Genomic DNA, 15,821 nt, shown 5'->3' with positions numbered 1-15,821 from the left:
CTAGTTGAGTTTGGAATAAGCAAGCTGATCAGACAACAAGAGTGAGCAGGACATCATTTTTCTGTACATGTTCCTGGGATGTTTCGAATACATCCACCTCGTGCTGTGTGAGGGTAACAATGACGGGAGTGACAGTTTCGTACCCGGCTTGCTTAATTTGTTCGATGTCAAATTGAATGAGCAGATCGCCCTGTCTGACGATGTCACCTTCCTGCACGACAGGCGTGAAATGTTTGCCTTTTAGCGCAACGGTATTGATCCCGATGTGAATCAGAATCTCGGTGCCGGTGCCAGTCGTTAACCCGATGGCATGCCCCGTTGGGAAGAGTGAAGTGACCACGCCATCCACGGGAGAAACAACTTCGCCAATCTCGGGAACGATCGCTAGTCCCTTGCCCATAGCACCAGTGGAAAAGGCAGGATCGTTGATCGTACTCAAAGCAACAGCTTTGCCCGTAAGTGGGCTATGAATTTGCTCTTTTTTGACCTCGGCAGTTTTCACCTCTGGAGCAGCAGGAACTTCTACCGCTTTTCTTTCGGAATTTGCACCTGTGTTTGTATCATTCGCATCCTTGACCTCTGAAACGCTGACCTTGGCTTTGCTCTCGTATCCGAACATGACGGTTAATACCGCAGCAATGGCGAAGGAACACACAATTGCAATGACATAAACTACGGTTGGTGTGTATACCGGTATAGCAAAAATATTATGGAACACATATGCCGTCATTTTAACGCCAAAATGACCATTAATGGCACCACCGATTGCACCTGCGATGACAACGATCGGAATGACGCGTTTATAACGTAGGACCAATCCGTAAACGATAGGTTCCGTCACACCTGCGAGCAATCCCGTAAGGCTCGTTGAGCCTGCAAGTGTGCGGAGCGTTTTATCTTTTTTGGCTTTCAGGAAAATACCGAATGCAACACCGATTTGGGCAAATACGGCTGCAGCAGCCATCGCTTCGATTGGATCTCCGCCAACCCCGATATTTTGGATCGTGATTGGAGTGAATCCCCAATGGAGACCAAAGATGACCATGAAGGTCATGAATCCGCCCAGGACAATCCCTGATAATATCCCGCTGACGTCAATGAGCCACGTTACACCAGAGGAAATCCAGTCTCCTACGTTGGTGCCAAATGGACCAAAGGCCATCGCAGATAGAGGAACCATAATCATGAGGGCAATCATTGGAACCAGGAACAATTGCAGATCCTTCAGAATGATTTTCTTCAGCAGCCTATCAAGAAGGGCATAGATGCTGATGGATATGAATATCGGAAATACACTGGCTGAGTAGTTCATCATGACGACAGGTATGCCCAGGAACGATACATCGGAACCCTTGTCCATCAATCCGGTAAAGTTCGGTTCCAGCAGGGCAGCACCGATAACCCCGGCGACATAAGGATTGGCTTTCAGCTTCATGCCCAGCGTAATGCCGAGGAAGATAGGCAGAAAGTAAAATACGGCATTGCCGGCAGCGGATAAAATAAGATAGGTGTCACTGGTGTCTGACATCCAGCCAAGCATGGTTAGAACGGTCAGCAGAGCTTTCAACATGCCTGATCCCGCCATGGCTGGAATTAACGGAGAGAAGCTTCCCGAGATAATCTCAAAAACTTTGGATAAGACCGAGGTTTTTCCACCTGTTGTCTCTGCGGTGGAGGAGGATTCACCTCCAAAATCCCGATTCTTCATAATCTCTGCATATACATGAGCAACATGACTTCCGATCACAACTTGAAATTGTCCACCGCTTTCCACAACGGTAATTACGCCATCATGTTTTTCCAGCGTCTCGCGCTCGGCTTTTTTGGAATCCTTGAGGTTAAACCTCAGCCGGGTCGCACAGTGGACAAGTCCGTTGATATTGGCTTCACCGCCGACGAGGCGTACGATGTCATCTCCCATTTTTTTATGATCCATGTTCATTCTCCTTTGTGGTCGAACTGCCCCTGAAAACAAAAAAATACCTAAACGGAGGGCAGTGGCCATCCAAAAATGGATGGGGTGCCAATCGTTTAGGTATCGCCTGCTTGACCAGTAACAATCCTTGTCGTTAAGTTGTGAGACCTACTATAAATGACAGCGAAATCGTTTGCAAGCTTTTTTTATTTCGTGTCCTGCATTTCATTTCGGGAAGTAACGCGGTGGATATGGATTGTCAAATACACCTTTTCATCAATGGACATCGCACTTTCGAACTTGTCCTCAAGGTAATGGTTAATCAATTGGGTACACTGAAAAGCCTTGCCGTATTTGTCTTTGACCTGATCATACAGAAAGTTATCACCAGACGCCGTCTGTTCCTGTTCATTGCTCACCATGCGCTGGACGAAATATTGCAAATGGGTAATAAACCTGGAGTAATTAAACGAATTTTCATCCAGGGTTATGCCATATTGATTGGTCACGATGTTGAATATGTCATCGATCACTTCGGTAATTTCAACCGTTTGCTGCATGCCCTGACCATCCTGTCTGGCGTTGACAAAATGCATGGCGATAAAACTGGCTTCATGTTCGTCCATCTGTATGCCGAATTGTGAATCGATCAACTCCAGCGCATTCATCCCGATCATGAATTCCTTTTTATAAAACTTTTTGATCTGCCATAACAGCGAGTTCTTCAGCCCGACGGCCTTCCTGTACCGTGAGATGGCAAATTGGATATGGTCAATGAGGGAAATATAGATATTGTCACTAAAAATATCGCCCATTTCCCGTTTGGCATAGCCTACAATCTTGTCAGCCAATGTTAGATACTCCACGGAGGTTTCACCCATCAGGTCGATCAGTTTCTGGGGGATCTTATCTGATTTGAGAACAAAGGTTTTCTCGATCTTATCCTCATCAACAGGCTGCCCATTTTTCTTCTTGAAGCCCAGACCATTTCCAATGACAACAAATTCATGACCCACCTGGTTCTCTGCCCGGATGACATTATTGTTGAAAATCTGTCGAATGATCATCGTTGTTCACCTCTATTGCCTTTATAATAACAAAAAACCCAAACAAAGGCTTATCACACAGCCTTTATTTGGGTATCGCCTGCTTACCAGTAACAATCCCGAAGAAGACGCGGCTTCTTCTTTCAATTATGTACACTATACCGCTTTCATAACAGAATAACAATAGAATCATTTTTGGAAATGGACGTAAAGATGTTTATTTTTGTTATAATAAGAAATGCTGGAAGTGAATACGATGGGCTGGGTTACGATAAAAGGTACCGAGGACGGTCATTTTTAAGCATATACAGGATTATTGGAGTGATAACATGAGCAAAGCAAAGGGTAAAGGCGGCACGGGCCGTGGTACTGGCAAAAAAGGCTGGAATCGCTGGCAAGCCAGTGCCAATCGGGCGAAAAGTGCCCCAAAGCCTTATAAAAGCAAAGGCACGAAGAAGAAAGACGATGCCGAAACTTCAAGTGACAAGTCCCAGTAAATGGGCACAAGATAAGATAAAAAAAGAGATCTCCCGTGAATACGGAAGATCTCTTTTTTTGTGAATGGATCGTATATTCGATTAATTCATTGGTTTAACTTTGAAGAATGAAATCAGCTCCTGCAGCTGCTTGGACACGGCAGAGAGTTCATCCGAAGCACTGACAATGGACGCCATGGAAGCTTCCTGCTCAGCGATTGACTGTTCAATCTGCTTGCTGCTGTTAGCTGCCTTGCTGACACTTGCGGACAGCTCATCTGCTGTTGCAGACATCTCTTGTGTACTGGCGGAGATTTCCTCCGTCGAACTGGAGATATCCTGGATCTGATTCGCAACTTTGTTCGTGGCTGTCAGGATATCGCCGAAGAATTCACCTGTCTCCCGGGTAACCTGAGAACCTTTATCTACCTCACGTGAACCAAGCTGCATAGCTTCGGCGGACTGCGCGATATCCCGCTGAATATCGTCGATTAACGAGCGGATCTGATCGGCGGATTGCTGCGATTGTTCTGCCAATTTGCGAACTTCTCCTGCCACGACGGCAAATCCTTTTCCTTCTTCACCCACACGTGCTGCTTCGATGGAAGCATTCAGGGCAAGCAAATTGGTTTGTCCTGCAATGTCAGTGATGAGATTCACTATACCGCTAATCTCATTGGAACGGTTTTCCAAAGATCGGATGGACTCGGATGTGTGTTGTACGGCTCCCGAGATGAGATCCATCTGCTCAATGACTTGCTGCATAATCTTATGGCCCGATTGGGACCGCTGTTCCATGCTCTGCGCTTCATCGGCAACCTCCGAAGAGCTGCTCGCGATGGTTTGGATAACGGTGGACATTTCCGTCATGGCACGTGCATTTTCTACAGAGGCCTGGTCCTGAGAGCGAAGGCCAAGGGAAATATCCCGAATATTTGTACTGATCATTTGAATATTGCCATTGTTATTTTCCGAGATCTCCAGCAATTTCTTGGAGGAGTTGGACAGGTGATGTGAAGTCAGTTGGACTTTGGACATCGTATCGTTGAAGCGTTCAATCATCGTATTGAATTTCTGATTAATGATCCCCAGATCATCTCGTCCTGTCTGGATGGAAACATCCAGATTCCCCGAGCTTGCAACATCGATGCCCTTCATCAGGTTACGTATCGGAGTTAACGTTCTCTTCAACAGGACATATTGCAGAATCATGAACAGAAGCAGGAAACCTATAAGGAACATGCTGCTGTATGTAATCAGTTTATGAAGACCACTCGGGATTGCGTTGGCATCGACATCGAAGTAAATGGCGGCGTACATTTCCCCTGCAGCATTCTTGATCGGATACATAATGGTAGTCCAGGTTCCATATTCGTCTGTATAAAAGCTGCTTAGTGCAGGCTGCCCATCTTTCTTCATACCTTCCAGTGCTTTCACGTTTTCTTGTGGGAGTGGGTACATGGAGCCTACAGCCAGATTCAATTCTTCGAAAGGCTGAACTAGGTTGGTCGGAACGGCGATGATGGACGTTTGGTTTCCTTCTGCCAGCTCAGTTCCAAAAATATAGGTCTGGGCAATGTTGGGATACAGTTCATGGATGGAATCCAGATAGTCCCGCAGTTCTTTTTGCACCGGACCGTCATAGCTTTTTTCATTCATGGCTTCAAGCACCTTGGCTGTGTCCAGATCATCCGACCACTTCTGGGTGGTCACTTTGGCCTGATCATAGAGCTGCTGGCTGAGTACGTTTTTCTGCAGCTGATACCCAGCTGTAATCAGGATGATTCCAATCAACATAATACTACCGAAAGATATAACGAGGTTTTTGGCAAAGAAAGGCATGGTACTCCATCGAATCTTAGCTAACAACTTGTTTCTCTCCTTTTTTCTGGTTAAATTGATCTATTCGTATATGTGAATCGTTCCAGACTCTTCTAGGACCTCCAGACATATCGTATTCATGGAATATATCGTAATAAAGTCATATGAATGTTAGGAATGAAAATAAAATGATGCTTTAGTACTAAAACTTACAGCTTTTTTTCGCGTTTTTCAGAAAGTCTGGAGAGGAATAGGAGCAACAAAATGGTTCATTATGCAAACAGACCTCTTCATCGTATGGTGTAATCTGGCCTTTCCCAGGAGGGATATTCAATAGAGACTGACTTTACATAAAATACTGGCCTTCGACTCTACGGGCTGTGATACAATAGGTGAGGTCTGTACAGAAACGGAAACACGCATGAGGTCGAGGAGGAGCAGGAACACGATGAATTCAGCCCCGTTTATTGCGGTGGAGGGTGCGATTGGAGCAGGGAAAACCACGCTGGCAACGATGCTTTCCAAGGAATTAAACCTTCCGCTGGTAAAGGAAATAGTAGAAGAGAATCCCTTTCTGGCTTCCTTCTATCAAAATATTGATGAGTGGAGCTTCCAGCTTGAAATGTTTTTTCTATGCAACCGGTTCAAGCAATTGGAAGACACAGGTCTGCACTACATTGAACAAAATACTCCCGTCATATCGGATTATCATATCTACAAAAATATGATCTTTGCCGAACGTACCCTGAAAGGGACCAAACGGGACAAGTACCGTCAAATCTATCACTTGTTAACCGACGATCTGCCTAAACCCAATCTGGTGTTATACATCGAAGCCGAGCTGGATACATTGATGTATCGCATTAACAAACGTGGACGTTCCTTTGAACAGGATATGGACCCGGCATACATGGAACAATTGATCGCGGATTACAAAACAGGCATGGCCTACCTGGCGGAAAGCACGAACCCGCCAACCATTATTAAAGTCAATGCGGAGCAGCTGGATTTTGTGGAGCATCCTGAACATTTCAGGCAGATTGTTAATCAGGTAAAGGAGTATATCCAATGAATAACTATGGCATTCCGGCGAATGCATTAATTACGGTAGCAGGTACGGTTGGCGTGGGCAAGTCCACGTTAACGGCAGCACTTGCGCAGCGGTTGAACTTCAAGACCTCTCTGGAGCAGGTCGATCATAATCCGTATCTGGAGAAGTTTTATCACGATTTCGAGCGTTGGAGCTTCCACTTGCAAATCTATTTCCTGGCGGAGCGTTTCAAGGAACAGAAGAAGATCTTCGAGCTTGGCGGGGGGTTCGTGCAGGATCGCTCCATCTATGAAGATACGGGGATTTTTGCGCAAATGCATGCGGATCAGGGCACGATGTCAGCCACGGATTTCGAAACGTACAGCAGTTTGTTTGAAGCGATGGTGATGACTCCGTATTTCCCTCATCCCGATGTGTTGATCTATCTGGAAGGCAGCCTGCCGTCCATTCTGAACCGGATCACGGAACGTGGACGTGAAATGGAAATTCAGACCGACCGCTCGTATTGGGAACATATGCATGAACGTTATTCGGTATGGATTGATCAGTTTACGGCTTGTCCGGTACTCCGACTGAATATTGATCAGTATGATGTACATGATCCGGCTTCAGTAGATGCCATTCTGGCACAGATTGCTGCAGTCATTCAGCCGTCCAAAGAAGCAAAACGATAATAATAAGAATGGCTTCGTTATGCCCCCCCTTAGCTGTGTACGGCAAAGAGGGGGTTATTTATTTTTAGATAGAGTCGTTCTTTATTGGCAGGGATGACTTATGCTGCGTCAGATAGTACAGGAACCAGACGGCATGTCTCTGTTCATCCGTGGCTGCCCGCTTAAACGCTGCTTGGATATAGGGGTCTGTTGCCTGATCAGATACATCAGCGTAAAATTCTACGGTTTCCTGTTCGTCTTTGAAAGCGTAGTTTAGACCCGCAATATATTCCGATGGGCAGTCCTGAGCAATTTGAACGGTGGGCTGCATGCCTGTTAAGGATACATAGATAGCCATAAAAACTTGAAGATGTTTCATCTCATCCTGACGTATCTCTAAAATACGTGCTTTTTGTTCCTCTGTAGGTGCGAGTTCAGCCAGTTTGGCATAACAGGCAATAGCTGACGATTCTCCATTAATGGCCTTTGCAATCTGAGCAGTGAGCATGCTGTCATTTCGATAATATGGAACATAATACATGGGCGAGAGCTCCTTTTCTATGGCTTTTGAAATAGATTATGCCGATGTTGGGCGGGTGTGCCTGTTTCAAAGTTAATGAACCCCATGCACTAAGATTGTAGAAAAATGGTTGAAAGAGAGTACATTTTGTGGTTTCATAAGAAAGGTGAATTCTGGAAAATAAGCATAAGCATGACTCAGGAGGGAAAAGCACGTGGAAGAGAAACAAGGAATCCGAATTGGCTTGCCGATCATCGGTGGGTTGATTGCAGCGATTGTAGGGGGAGCCGTGTGGGCAGCAATTGCAGCATCAACCGAATATGAGGTTGGGCTTATCGCTATCTTGATTGGGGCACTTACGGGGTATGCGGTTGTGTTGTTCTCCAACAAACGGATTGCAACGGTACATAAAATCATTGCGGTTATTTTCGCACTTCTCGGCATTTTGCTGGGTAAGTATCTTACCGTCGTTTATTTTACATCCCAGTTGTTCGGAGATATCGGAATGATGGAACTGGCGTTTGATGTTGAGATCATCCGCGAGTTCTTCGCAACCATTACCGATTACTTCAGTGAGCCGATCGATCTGTTGTTCATCGTACTGGCTATTGTATCTGCATGGCAGATTCCTGGACGCATGGCGAAGACAAGCCTGGCATCGACGGCTTCGTCATCCGATCAAGCGCCAAGAGCTTAATAGGGAACAATGCCTCAGTAATCAGAACGGTGCAATGTAGTCACTGGTTACATCATTTAAAAAGTACTCAGAGTGAAGGGCCGGAAGGGGTCCATCACATTGCGGCTGAGATACAGGGAAAGGGACGTAACGCTTATCGCGTACGTCCCTTTTTTATACTTGTAGTAGGATCGGATTTCATGAGAAAGGCATATAGCATTAGCTCTTACGATCAGCAAAGACCGCCATCGCTTCCCTCATGAACAGGGCCAAGCCTTCGCCAAATTGATCGATATTACGCGTGAAGCGTTCGTCATCCACATACATCTGTCCAAGTCCTTTGAAAGCCTCCGGGGAATAGTTCCCCATGTTGTTCAGATAGGCATACCATTCGGCGATTCCTGCTTGAGCCTCGTTTGAGGCAGGGTCTGTGTGACGAAGTGCTGCCAGCCGTGTATAAATTTCATTCATTTCATCGGACAGGGCTTTCTGTTCTTGGGCAGATTTGCCCTGAAGTTTTTGGTTTGCTTTTTCTACAGCTTCGTCTCCCCAACGTTCTCTGGCTTCCTGTTCATACGGATTTTTGCTGAAGTCGAATCCTTCGAACTGTTCTTTCGTTGTCATGTGTATCTCTCCTTTCATATGCAAAACGCTTCGATCAATGGTGGCGATCATTTGATCAAGTCGCTGACGCTTTTCCAGCAAAATACGGCGGTGCATCTTCAGTGCTTCTTCCCGGTCAAAGGAAGGGTTCGTGATAATGCTTCTGATCTCTTTCAGGGAGAAATCAAGCTCTCTGAAAAATAAAATCTGCTGCAGTGTTTCCAGATTGGCTTCCGAGTACAGCCGATATCCAGCTGAAGTGACTTCGTCCGGGGTCAATAATCCGATCTCATCATAATGATGCAGTGTGCGCACACTGATCGAGGCAAGCTCGGCAACCTCTTTGACTTTCATGGCCATGATCAACACCTCCTTACACCACCGATTGTATAGCGTCACGTAACGTGAGAGTCAACAGGCAAAAAAAGATGCGAGCCAGGAGGTCGCATCCAGAACAACATAGAACAATGATGTTGGGTAAACGGTGAGGCAGTCATGCTGGTAGGGGCAGCTTGCCCCAGCGTGTGGGGAGGGGAGGCGGTGCAGGGAGGCATGGCTATGCCTGCATCCCGCGCACCGCCGCAGCGAACTGCGCAGCCGCTGCGCGCACATCGGCCGCGCCCGCGATGGCGGAGATGACGGCTACGCCGTCGGCTCCTGCCGCCATCACGGCGGCCGTGGTATCGGGCGTAATGCCGCCGATACCCACCACCGGAACTGCGATGCCTGCGGCGCGCAGTTCCGCCACCCCGGCGGGACCCAGCACAGCGTGGGCATCCGCCTTGGACCGCGTCGGGTACATGGGCCCGACGCCAAGATAGTCGGCGCCCGCCTGCACGGCCCGGCGCGCCTCAGCCACGGAGTGGGCGGATACGCCAAGCATCCGCCCGGCTCCGATGCGGGCGCGTACCAGCGCCGCGTCCGCATCGTCCTGGCCGACATGCATGCCGTCGGCCTCCACTGCCACAGCCAGCTCCACATCATCGTTCACGATGAACGGAATTCCGTGCTGGCTGCACACCTCGCGAAGCAGCATCGCCAGCGTGATGCGGGCTTCGCCAACAAGGGCGCCAGTTCCCTTCTCGCGGAACTGGAACAGCGTGATGCCGCCAGCGATCGCTTGGCGCAGCACATCCACAGGGTCCAGCGTTGTATTCACGCTGCCCATCACCAGGTACACCTGCATGGCTTGGCGTACCGCCTCGACATCCCATCTGCGCATCACTGCTCACCCCGCTGTCTGCGCTGATACGCAAAATGATTCGTTGGCCCGTGTCCGGCCCCAATCCCCAATTCATCCTCAATGGCTGCCTGAATGAAAGCTCGCGCGGTTGTTACCGCAGCCAGCACAGACGAGCCCTTGGCCAGTTCGGCCGTGATGGCGGCAGAGTACGTACATCCGGTCCCATGGGTGTGGCGTGTCACAATGCGTACGTTCTCCAAATAATGGAAGGACGTGCCGTCATAGAGCACATCAACAATCATCCCGTTACCTTCAGCATGTCCGCCTTTGACCAGAGCATACGCAGAGCCCATGTGCACGATTCGTCTGGCGGCTTCTTCACGATCGGCCAGATTGCGGATGGTCATTCCGGTGATCAGTTCGGCTTCCGGAATATTCGGTGTTGTGATTAATGCATGTGGAAGCAGATCCGTGATCAGGGCGTGCACCGCCTCCTGCTGGAGTAACGGGGCACCACCTTTCGCTACCATGACCGGATCAATGACCAGATTGGTCCAGCCGAATTGCCGCCATTTCTCAGAAACCAAGCGAATGGTTTGTGCACTGAAAAGCATACCTGTTTTTACCGCTCCGGGCTGGAAATCTTCACCTGTGGAATCGAGCTGCTGGGCAATACCTTCCAAAGGAACCGGATAGACTCCCTGAACGCCTAGTGTATTCTGTGCGGTAACCGCAGTAATAACAGACAAGCCGTACGCGCCCAGCTCCTGAAAGGTTTTCAAATCAGCCTGAATGCCGGCCCCACCGCCATTATCCGACCCGGCAATCGTGAGTGCCTGCGCCATACTCATTGGGGATCACCGCCAAGCTGTCGCACCTGTGCCCGCTGTGCAAGCACGTCCGGAGTTACCAGCGCAAGCTGGTTTAACAGCTCGATCTGGAAACTGCCTGGCCCGAGGTTGGCTGTGCGCTCTGCTGCGATCTCGGCTGCAACGCCGTAGAAGGCAAGGGCTTCAACAACACTGCTTAGCAATTCTTCCCCAGACGGTGCAATCGCAGCAAAGGCACCGATGATGGAGCTAAGCAAACATCCTGCGCCAGTGACCTGGGTGAGCAGGGCATGCCCATTTTGCGTCAGGAACGTGGTCTGCCCATCCGTAATGACATCCTCGCGACCAGTGATAACGACAACACAGCCAAGCTTCTGTGCTGCCCGCTCGGCGATCCCGGTGCGGTCACCTTCGCCTTGGCCTGCATCGACACCCTTGATGCTCCAGTTCTCGCCTATGACATTGGCTACTTCCGCCACATTACCCCGCAGTACGGTAAGTCGAAGCTCGCGCACGAGCATCTGAACCGTATCCGTGCGATAAGCCGTAGCGCCAGCTCCCACCGGGTCAAGTACAACTGGCACATGATGGGCATTGGCTGATTGTCCGGCGAGGCGTATGGCCTGGACAACCTGGTCATCGAGTGTGCCAATGTTGAGCACGACCGCTCCGGCCATTTTAGCAACATCGGCTACCTCTTCATGTGCGTAGGCCATGAAGGGAGAGGCGCCCAGTGCGAGCAGACCGTTGGCCGTAAAGGGAGCAACCACGAGGTTGGTGATATTGTGAACCAGTGGATTTTGAGTACGAACGCGTGCCAGATATGACATTTGAAATTCCCTCCTGATAAGCGATTATTTTGTAGCAACTGTACTTTTTACTTCTCCTGCAAGTTGATAAACGCATCCTCGGCCTGTACCGAATCCGGAATCAATTCACGTTGTACCAGCCACTTCCGCACGTTATCCCAGGAGGAAGGTTCCTGCCAGCCGAACGGGATACCTTCTTCAGTCATGAGCGGAAGCAGAATGTCCAGGCTCTTTGTTTCAATTTCCTGATCCAGTGGGGACGTCTCATTTTCGTGTGTGAGCAGGATGTTCAATGCTTCATCCGGATGCTCGGTCACATAGTTCTGACCTTCCTGGATCGCTTTGACGAAGCGGGTGAGCTGATCCTTCTTCGCCTCAATTCCCTCGTCGCTTGCTGTAAGAACGAGTTCGTAATAATCCGGCACGCCGTAATCGACGGGGTTAATGGACTTGACTGGATGACCTTCTTTCTCGAGAATCAACTGTTCATGATTGATAAAACCACCCATGATTGCATCGGCCTGACCGGAGGCCAGCGAAGGGATCAGATCAAATCCGACATCCACCAAATTCATGCGGTCCGGATCGCCGCCATCCTGACTCATCATCGTACGCACCATGGCTTCATATAGGGGAACGGAGGAATACCCTACCGTCAGTCCTTCAAGATCTTTGGGTGAGTTCACCTTCCCGTCCGTTTCCGTCAGCAGATGAACGAGTGGATGCCGAACGACAGCGGCAATGGATCGTACGGGAATGCCTTCTCCACGGGCTAGCAAAATTTGCGGCTGATAGCTCAGCGCCAGATCCACTTTGCCAGCGGCTACAAGTTTGAGCGCATCATTCGTATCGGCAGGCATCTGAATGTCCACATCGAGACCTTGGTCTGCGAAATATCCATTCTCCTGTGCTGCGTATATAAAGGAATGGACTGCGTTCGGATACCAGTCGAGCATGATGGACAATGAATCATGGTCACCAGACGACGATTCGGTTGTTGTTGAATCTGTGCCCCGTACCTGGGGATCGGAATCGGATGATGATGGGTTCGCACCCGTATTGCCACAACCGCTGACGATCAGTAATAAACAGATGAGGGCAGGAAGCAGGATGTGAATGAGTTTCTTTTTTCTCATGGATAAATGGGCCTCGTTTCGTTCATTTTTTGTTTGGTTCCAATCGCTGATATGTTTCAAAGAGATAAGCAGGAAGGAGCAGCACTTGTTATCTCATTGCGATTGCCTTTTCATCGACTTTCCTCTGCGTGCATGGTCTGCATTCCGCTTCAATCCGAGGACTCGCTCCAGCCAGGCAATAAGCACGAACAGACCGATGCCCAGCAGGGATAACAGCAGAATGGAGGCAAACATCGCATCCGTATTCATGCTGCTGGACATTCTGCGGCTGAAATAACCAAGACCTTTGCTGCCTCCGAGCCATTCGCCAATAGTTGCGCCGACCACACAGTACACCACCGACATCTTCAATCCCGAAAAGAAAGAGGGCAGCGCAAGAGGTACCTGAAGCTTGCGGAACAGATCCCACTTGCTTGCTCCCATGGTCATCAGCAGTTCGCGCTGTTCCGGGTCACCTTGACGGAGACCATCATAGGTGCTGACCACAATCGGGAAGAATGCGATCAGAAACACCACAGCGACTTTGCTCCAGAGCGTGTAGCCAAACCACAGAATGAATACAGGAGACAGGGCAATCAGTGGAATCGTCTGGCTGATTACGATGAAGGGATACAGCGCCTTTTCAATCGAACGGCTGAGGTGCATGCCCGCTGCCAGAGCGCTTCCGGCCACGATGGACAAGCCGAAGCCAACTGCTACCTCCATCAATGTGGCAGGCAGATGGGTTCCCAGGAGCAGATGCCGATGCTCAACTAGAGAACTCGCTATCGATGTAGGTGCAGGGATGATGAAAGAAGGGACCCATCCTAATCGCACGATGCATTCCCAGCAGGCCAGCATCAGGAGGAGAAGCGCAGCGAATAGGCCATAGCGGGCAAACCATCTGCTGATGCTAAGGCTTCGCATGTAGTTGATCCTCCAACCGTTGTCGCATCTGTATCAGATCCGGATCGTAGACCATGTCCGAATGTCTCGGACGGGGCAGAGGCACCTTCATGTCCAGCAACTGCCGACCGCCAGGCGTGAGAAGGACGATCCGGTCACTTAATAACAGGGCTTCTTCGATATCATGGGTGATGAACAGCACCGTTTTGCCGAGACTTTCCCACAATTCAAGCAACCAGCGATGCATCTCCCGCTTAGTCATGGCATCAAGCGCGCCGAAGGGCTCGTCCAGCAGCATCAGCTGTCCTCCTGTCAACAATGTGCGCAGCAGGGCAACCCGCTGCTTCATGCCGCCGGACAGTTCATCCGGGTAGGCATGCTCATAGCCGGATAAGCCAAATCTGTTGAGTCCAGCCATAATGTCAGCGCGCAGCTTCACCTTGTCCTGCTTCCTCGGGGCAAGCTCCGAGGGAAGCAGGCAGTTCTCCATAACCGTCCGCCAGGATAACAGCAGATCCTTCTGCGGCATGTAGGCGACTCGCCCGAGTCGCTGTCCTGGCGGCACCCCAGCAATTTCAATCGTGCCGTCTGTCGGTTCAAGCAAGCCTGCGAGCAGCTTGAAGAGTGTGCTCTTGCCCGACCCGCTGGAGCCGATTAGCGAGACGAATTCTCCCTTTTTTACACACATCGATACATTGGAGAGCACGGGGGAATGTCTCTGATCCGGAAAAGTAAAGGTCATGTTGTCAATCTGTACATCGTTGCTCATCTGGTTCCTTGACCCCCTTGGAATAAAAACTGCCTGAACGGAAATGCACGTTGTTTGCGATCTGTTGTAAGTAAACGCGAAAAAGCCCGCTCATTTCCGGAGAAATGAGTGGGCCTGTTAAGTTCAACCGACATTCATGTTCATATGAATATGAAAAAAATCCGTTAACTGAAAGTCCGCTCCACTTCCCTCCGCTGGTATGATCCAGATCAGGTTCAAAGGGTCCGAATACATTCATTCGTCTCAGCCGCAAGGCTCCCCTAGTGCAATCGTTCAAGATATGCAGTTGTGTACACAGCATATATCACATTCACGCGAGATGTAAAGAGGGCTTAGAGGCAAAAGTTAAACGTTAAACCCATTCGCGGATTTACCTTGGCTTCCTAACCCGATATAATGGGGATGGCACATATGGGCCGGATTACAAATGAGGGTGGGACTGTTCTCCCTCCTAAGCAGAATGGGGACCCCGAGTTGAAAACGTTCAAGAAAGTATATATTGAAATTACTAGCATATGTAACCTGGCATGCAGCTTCTGTCCGCAGACCAAGCGTGCCAAAGGATTCATTGACCCTGAAGTCTTCAACAATATATTGGATCAGATTAAGCCACATACCAAACACATTTATTTGCATGTCAAAGGGGAGCCGTTACTTCACCCCAAAATTGATGTGTTACTGGATTCCGCACACGAGAAGGGATTCAAGGTAAACATAACAACGAACGGAACGCTGCTGCCCAAGACCCAGCATAAGCTGCTTGGCAAACCGGCATTGCGGCAAATGAACTTCTCGCTGCACAGCTTTGACGGGCATGAGGGATCGACGGACCGTGAGGGATACCTCAGCAACATTCTATCTTTTGCAAGGGAAGCTGTGAAGCACAATGTTATCATCTCGTTCCGGCTCTGGAATCTAACGCAGGATAACTTCACGAATGCCCAGATGAATCGGAACCGGGAAACACTGGAGGTCCTGGAGCGCGAGTTCAACCTGGATTTCCGCATTGAGGAAAAGGTGGTTCCAGGCAGCGGCGTCAAAATTGCACCGAATGTCTATCTCAATCAGGACCACGAGTTCCAGTGGCCAAGTCTGGATGCACCAGAGGATGATGGCAAAGGCTTCTGTCATGCGCTGCGCAGTCAGGCGGCCGTCCTTGTGGATGGCACGGTTGTTCCGTGCTGCCTTGATGGTGAAGGTGTCATCAATCTCGGTAACGTCCATGAGAAGTCTTTCTCGGAGATTGTCGAAGGCGAGCGGGCGAACAATCTGGTTTATGGTTTTTCCAAGCGGGAAGCTGTGGAGGAACTATGCCGGAAGTGCGGATATCGTCAGCGGTTCGGAGCCTAGTCAAGCAAGTTGGAAAATGAATTGTTCTTGCTTAAGATCATGTTGTCTGGAAACAGATGACGTGGTCTTTTTTATTTTTCGGCTAGAATTCTGCAGTT

General features: G+C 49.4%; 16 protein-coding genes and 1 riboswitch. Of the genes, 5 read left to right on the top strand and 11 right to left on the bottom strand.

What is annotated here, in order from left to right:
• Positions 1–28: 28 nt before the first annotated feature.
• Both GUA98_RS13240 and licT read right to left on the bottom strand, forming a co-directional pair.
• Positions 29–1,936, bottom strand: coding sequence for a beta-glucoside-specific PTS transporter subunit IIABC (locus GUA98_RS13240; protein WP_193723306.1), 1,908 nt, complete (start codon positions 1,934–1,936; stop codon positions 29–31).
• Between the two features lie 185 nt (positions 1,937–2,121).
• The gene (gene licT, locus GUA98_RS13235) at positions 2,122–2,982 is read right to left on the bottom strand and encodes a BglG family transcription antiterminator LicT (RefSeq protein WP_153976994.1); all 861 of its coding nucleotides are present in this window, start codon (positions 2,980–2,982) and stop codon (positions 2,122–2,124) included.
• Between the two features lie 308 nt (positions 2,983–3,290).
• Between licT and GUA98_RS13230 the strand changes: the two genes are divergently transcribed.
• Positions 3,291–3,458 carry a DUF3934 family protein gene (locus GUA98_RS13230; RefSeq protein ID WP_095288604.1) on the top strand — a complete coding sequence of 56 codons (168 nt, stop codon included), beginning with the start codon at positions 3,291–3,293 and terminating at the stop codon, positions 3,456–3,458.
• A gap of 81 nt (positions 3,459–3,539) precedes the next feature.
• Here the strand turns inward: GUA98_RS13230 and GUA98_RS13225 are convergent, their stop codons facing one another.
• Positions 3,540–5,279, bottom strand: a complete 1,740-nt coding sequence (locus tag GUA98_RS13225) for a methyl-accepting chemotaxis protein (protein ID WP_193723437.1) — start codon at positions 5,277–5,279, stop codon at positions 3,540–3,542.
• Positions 5,280–5,706: 427 nt separating this feature from the next.
• On the opposite strand from GUA98_RS13225, the gene GUA98_RS13220 reads away from it, so the two are divergent.
• Together GUA98_RS13220 and GUA98_RS13215 are read left to right on the top strand one after the other, a co-directional pair.
• Positions 5,707–6,330 carry a deoxynucleoside kinase gene (locus GUA98_RS13220; protein ID WP_193723305.1) on the top strand — a complete coding sequence of 208 codons (624 nt, stop codon included), beginning with the start codon at positions 5,707–5,709 and terminating at the stop codon, positions 6,328–6,330.
• Positions 6,327–6,983 carry a deoxynucleoside kinase gene (locus GUA98_RS13215; RefSeq protein WP_193723304.1) on the top strand — a complete coding sequence of 219 codons (657 nt, stop codon included), beginning with the start codon at positions 6,327–6,329 and terminating at the stop codon, positions 6,981–6,983. Before GUA98_RS13220 ends, GUA98_RS13215 begins: the two co-directional genes overlap by 4 nt.
• A gap of 64 nt (positions 6,984–7,047) precedes the next feature.
• Here GUA98_RS13215 and GUA98_RS13210 read toward each other — a convergent pair whose 3' ends face one another.
• A complete protein-coding gene (locus GUA98_RS13210; RefSeq protein ID WP_193723303.1) occupies positions 7,048–7,503 on the bottom strand; it encodes a ferritin-like domain-containing protein in 456 nt (151 codons plus the stop codon).
• A gap of 193 nt (positions 7,504–7,696) precedes the next feature.
• Here GUA98_RS13210 and GUA98_RS13205 point away from each other — a divergent pair, with 193 nt between their 5' ends.
• Positions 7,697–8,179 (top strand): hypothetical protein, encoded by a 483-nt coding sequence (locus tag GUA98_RS13205; protein WP_251641164.1) that lies wholly within the window; start codon positions 7,697–7,699, stop codon positions 8,177–8,179.
• A 198-nt stretch (positions 8,180–8,377) separates the two neighbouring features.
• On the opposite strand, the gene GUA98_RS13200 is transcribed toward GUA98_RS13205, so the two are convergent.
• The 7 genes from GUA98_RS13200 to GUA98_RS13170 form a co-directional block, all read right to left on the bottom strand.
• The gene (locus tag GUA98_RS13200) at positions 8,378–9,121 is read right to left on the bottom strand and encodes a MerR family transcriptional regulator (protein WP_193723302.1); all 744 of its coding nucleotides are present in this window, start codon (positions 9,119–9,121) and stop codon (positions 8,378–8,380) included.
• A 196-nt stretch (positions 9,122–9,317) separates the two neighbouring features.
• Positions 9,318–9,983, bottom strand: coding sequence for a thiamine phosphate synthase (gene thiE, locus GUA98_RS13195; protein WP_193723301.1), 666 nt, complete (start codon positions 9,981–9,983; stop codon positions 9,318–9,320).
• Positions 9,983–10,795, bottom strand: coding sequence for a bifunctional hydroxymethylpyrimidine kinase/phosphomethylpyrimidine kinase (gene thiD / locus GUA98_RS13190; protein ID WP_193723300.1), 813 nt, complete (start codon positions 10,793–10,795; stop codon positions 9,983–9,985). Before thiD ends, thiE begins: the two co-directional genes overlap by 1 nt.
• Positions 10,792–11,604, bottom strand: coding sequence for a hydroxyethylthiazole kinase (gene thiM / locus GUA98_RS13185; RefSeq protein WP_193723299.1), 813 nt, complete (start codon positions 11,602–11,604; stop codon positions 10,792–10,794). The genes thiD and thiM overlap by 4 nt, the downstream gene beginning before the upstream one ends.
• Before the next feature lie 47 nt (positions 11,605–11,651).
• Positions 11,652–12,719: an ABC transporter substrate-binding protein gene (locus GUA98_RS13180; RefSeq protein ID WP_193723298.1), complete on the bottom strand. Its 1,068-nt coding sequence runs from the start codon at positions 12,717–12,719 to the stop codon at positions 11,652–11,654.
• Positions 12,720–12,812: 93 nt separating this feature from the next.
• Positions 12,813–13,625 (bottom strand): ABC transporter permease, encoded by an 813-nt coding sequence (locus tag GUA98_RS13175; protein ID WP_193723297.1) that lies wholly within the window; start codon positions 13,623–13,625, stop codon positions 12,813–12,815.
• On the bottom strand, positions 13,612–14,373 hold the full coding sequence (locus GUA98_RS13170; protein WP_193723296.1) for an ABC transporter ATP-binding protein: 762 nt from the start codon (positions 14,371–14,373) through the stop codon (positions 13,612–13,614). Before GUA98_RS13170 ends, GUA98_RS13175 begins: the two co-directional genes overlap by 14 nt.
• A gap of 169 nt (positions 14,374–14,542) precedes the next feature.
• Positions 14,543–14,645, bottom strand: a riboswitch (TPP riboswitch).
• A gap of 202 nt (positions 14,646–14,847) precedes the next feature.
• Here GUA98_RS13170 and GUA98_RS13165 point away from each other — a divergent pair.
• On the top strand, positions 14,848–15,723 hold the full coding sequence (locus GUA98_RS13165) for a radical SAM/SPASM domain-containing protein (protein WP_153980557.1): 876 nt from the start codon (positions 14,848–14,850) through the stop codon (positions 15,721–15,723).
• Positions 15,724–15,821: the final 98 nt, after the last annotated feature.

This window comes from Paenibacillus sp. P13VS (assembly GCF_015143645.1).
GTDB lineage: Bacteria > Bacillota > Bacilli > Paenibacillales > Paenibacillaceae > Paenibacillus > Paenibacillus xylanilyticus_A.
This window is presented reverse-complemented; position numbering and strand designations above follow the sequence as displayed.

Coding starts and splice junctions, on each gene's coding strand:
- GUA98_RS13240 (WP_193723306.1), bottom strand. CDS start 1,936: ATGGATCATAAAAAAATGGGAGATGACATCGTACGCCTCGTCGGCGGT.
- licT (WP_153976994.1), bottom strand. CDS start 2,982: ATGATCATTCGACAGATTTTCAACAATAATGTCATCCGGGCAGAGAAC.
- GUA98_RS13230 (WP_095288604.1), top strand. CDS start 3,291: ATGAGCAAAGCAAAGGGTAAAGGCGGCACGGGCCGTGGTACTGGCAAA.
- GUA98_RS13225 (WP_193723437.1), bottom strand. CDS start 5,279: ATGCCTTTCTTTGCCAAAAACCTCGTTATATCTTTCGGTAGTATTATG.
- GUA98_RS13220 (WP_193723305.1), top strand. CDS start 5,707: ATGAATTCAGCCCCGTTTATTGCGGTGGAGGGTGCGATTGGAGCAGGG.
- GUA98_RS13215 (WP_193723304.1), top strand. CDS start 6,327: ATGAATAACTATGGCATTCCGGCGAATGCATTAATTACGGTAGCAGGT.
- GUA98_RS13210 (WP_193723303.1), bottom strand. CDS start 7,503: ATGTATTATGTTCCATATTATCGAAATGACAGCATGCTCACTGCTCAG.
- GUA98_RS13200 (WP_193723302.1), bottom strand. CDS start 9,121: ATGGCCATGAAAGTCAAAGAGGTTGCCGAGCTTGCCTCGATCAGTGTG.
- thiE (WP_193723301.1), bottom strand. CDS start 9,983: ATGCGCAGATGGGATGTCGAGGCGGTACGCCAAGCCATGCAGGTGTAC.
- thiD (WP_193723300.1), bottom strand. CDS start 10,795: ATGAGTATGGCGCAGGCACTCACGATTGCCGGGTCGGATAATGGCGGT.
- thiM (WP_193723299.1), bottom strand. CDS start 11,604: ATGTCATATCTGGCACGCGTTCGTACTCAAAATCCACTGGTTCACAAT.
- GUA98_RS13180 (WP_193723298.1), bottom strand. CDS start 12,719: ATGAGAAAAAAGAAACTCATTCACATCCTGCTTCCTGCCCTCATCTGT.
- GUA98_RS13175 (WP_193723297.1), bottom strand. CDS start 13,625: ATGCGAAGCCTTAGCATCAGCAGATGGTTTGCCCGCTATGGCCTATTC.
- GUA98_RS13170 (WP_193723296.1), bottom strand. CDS start 14,373: ATGAGCAACGATGTACAGATTGACAACATGACCTTTACTTTTCCGGAT.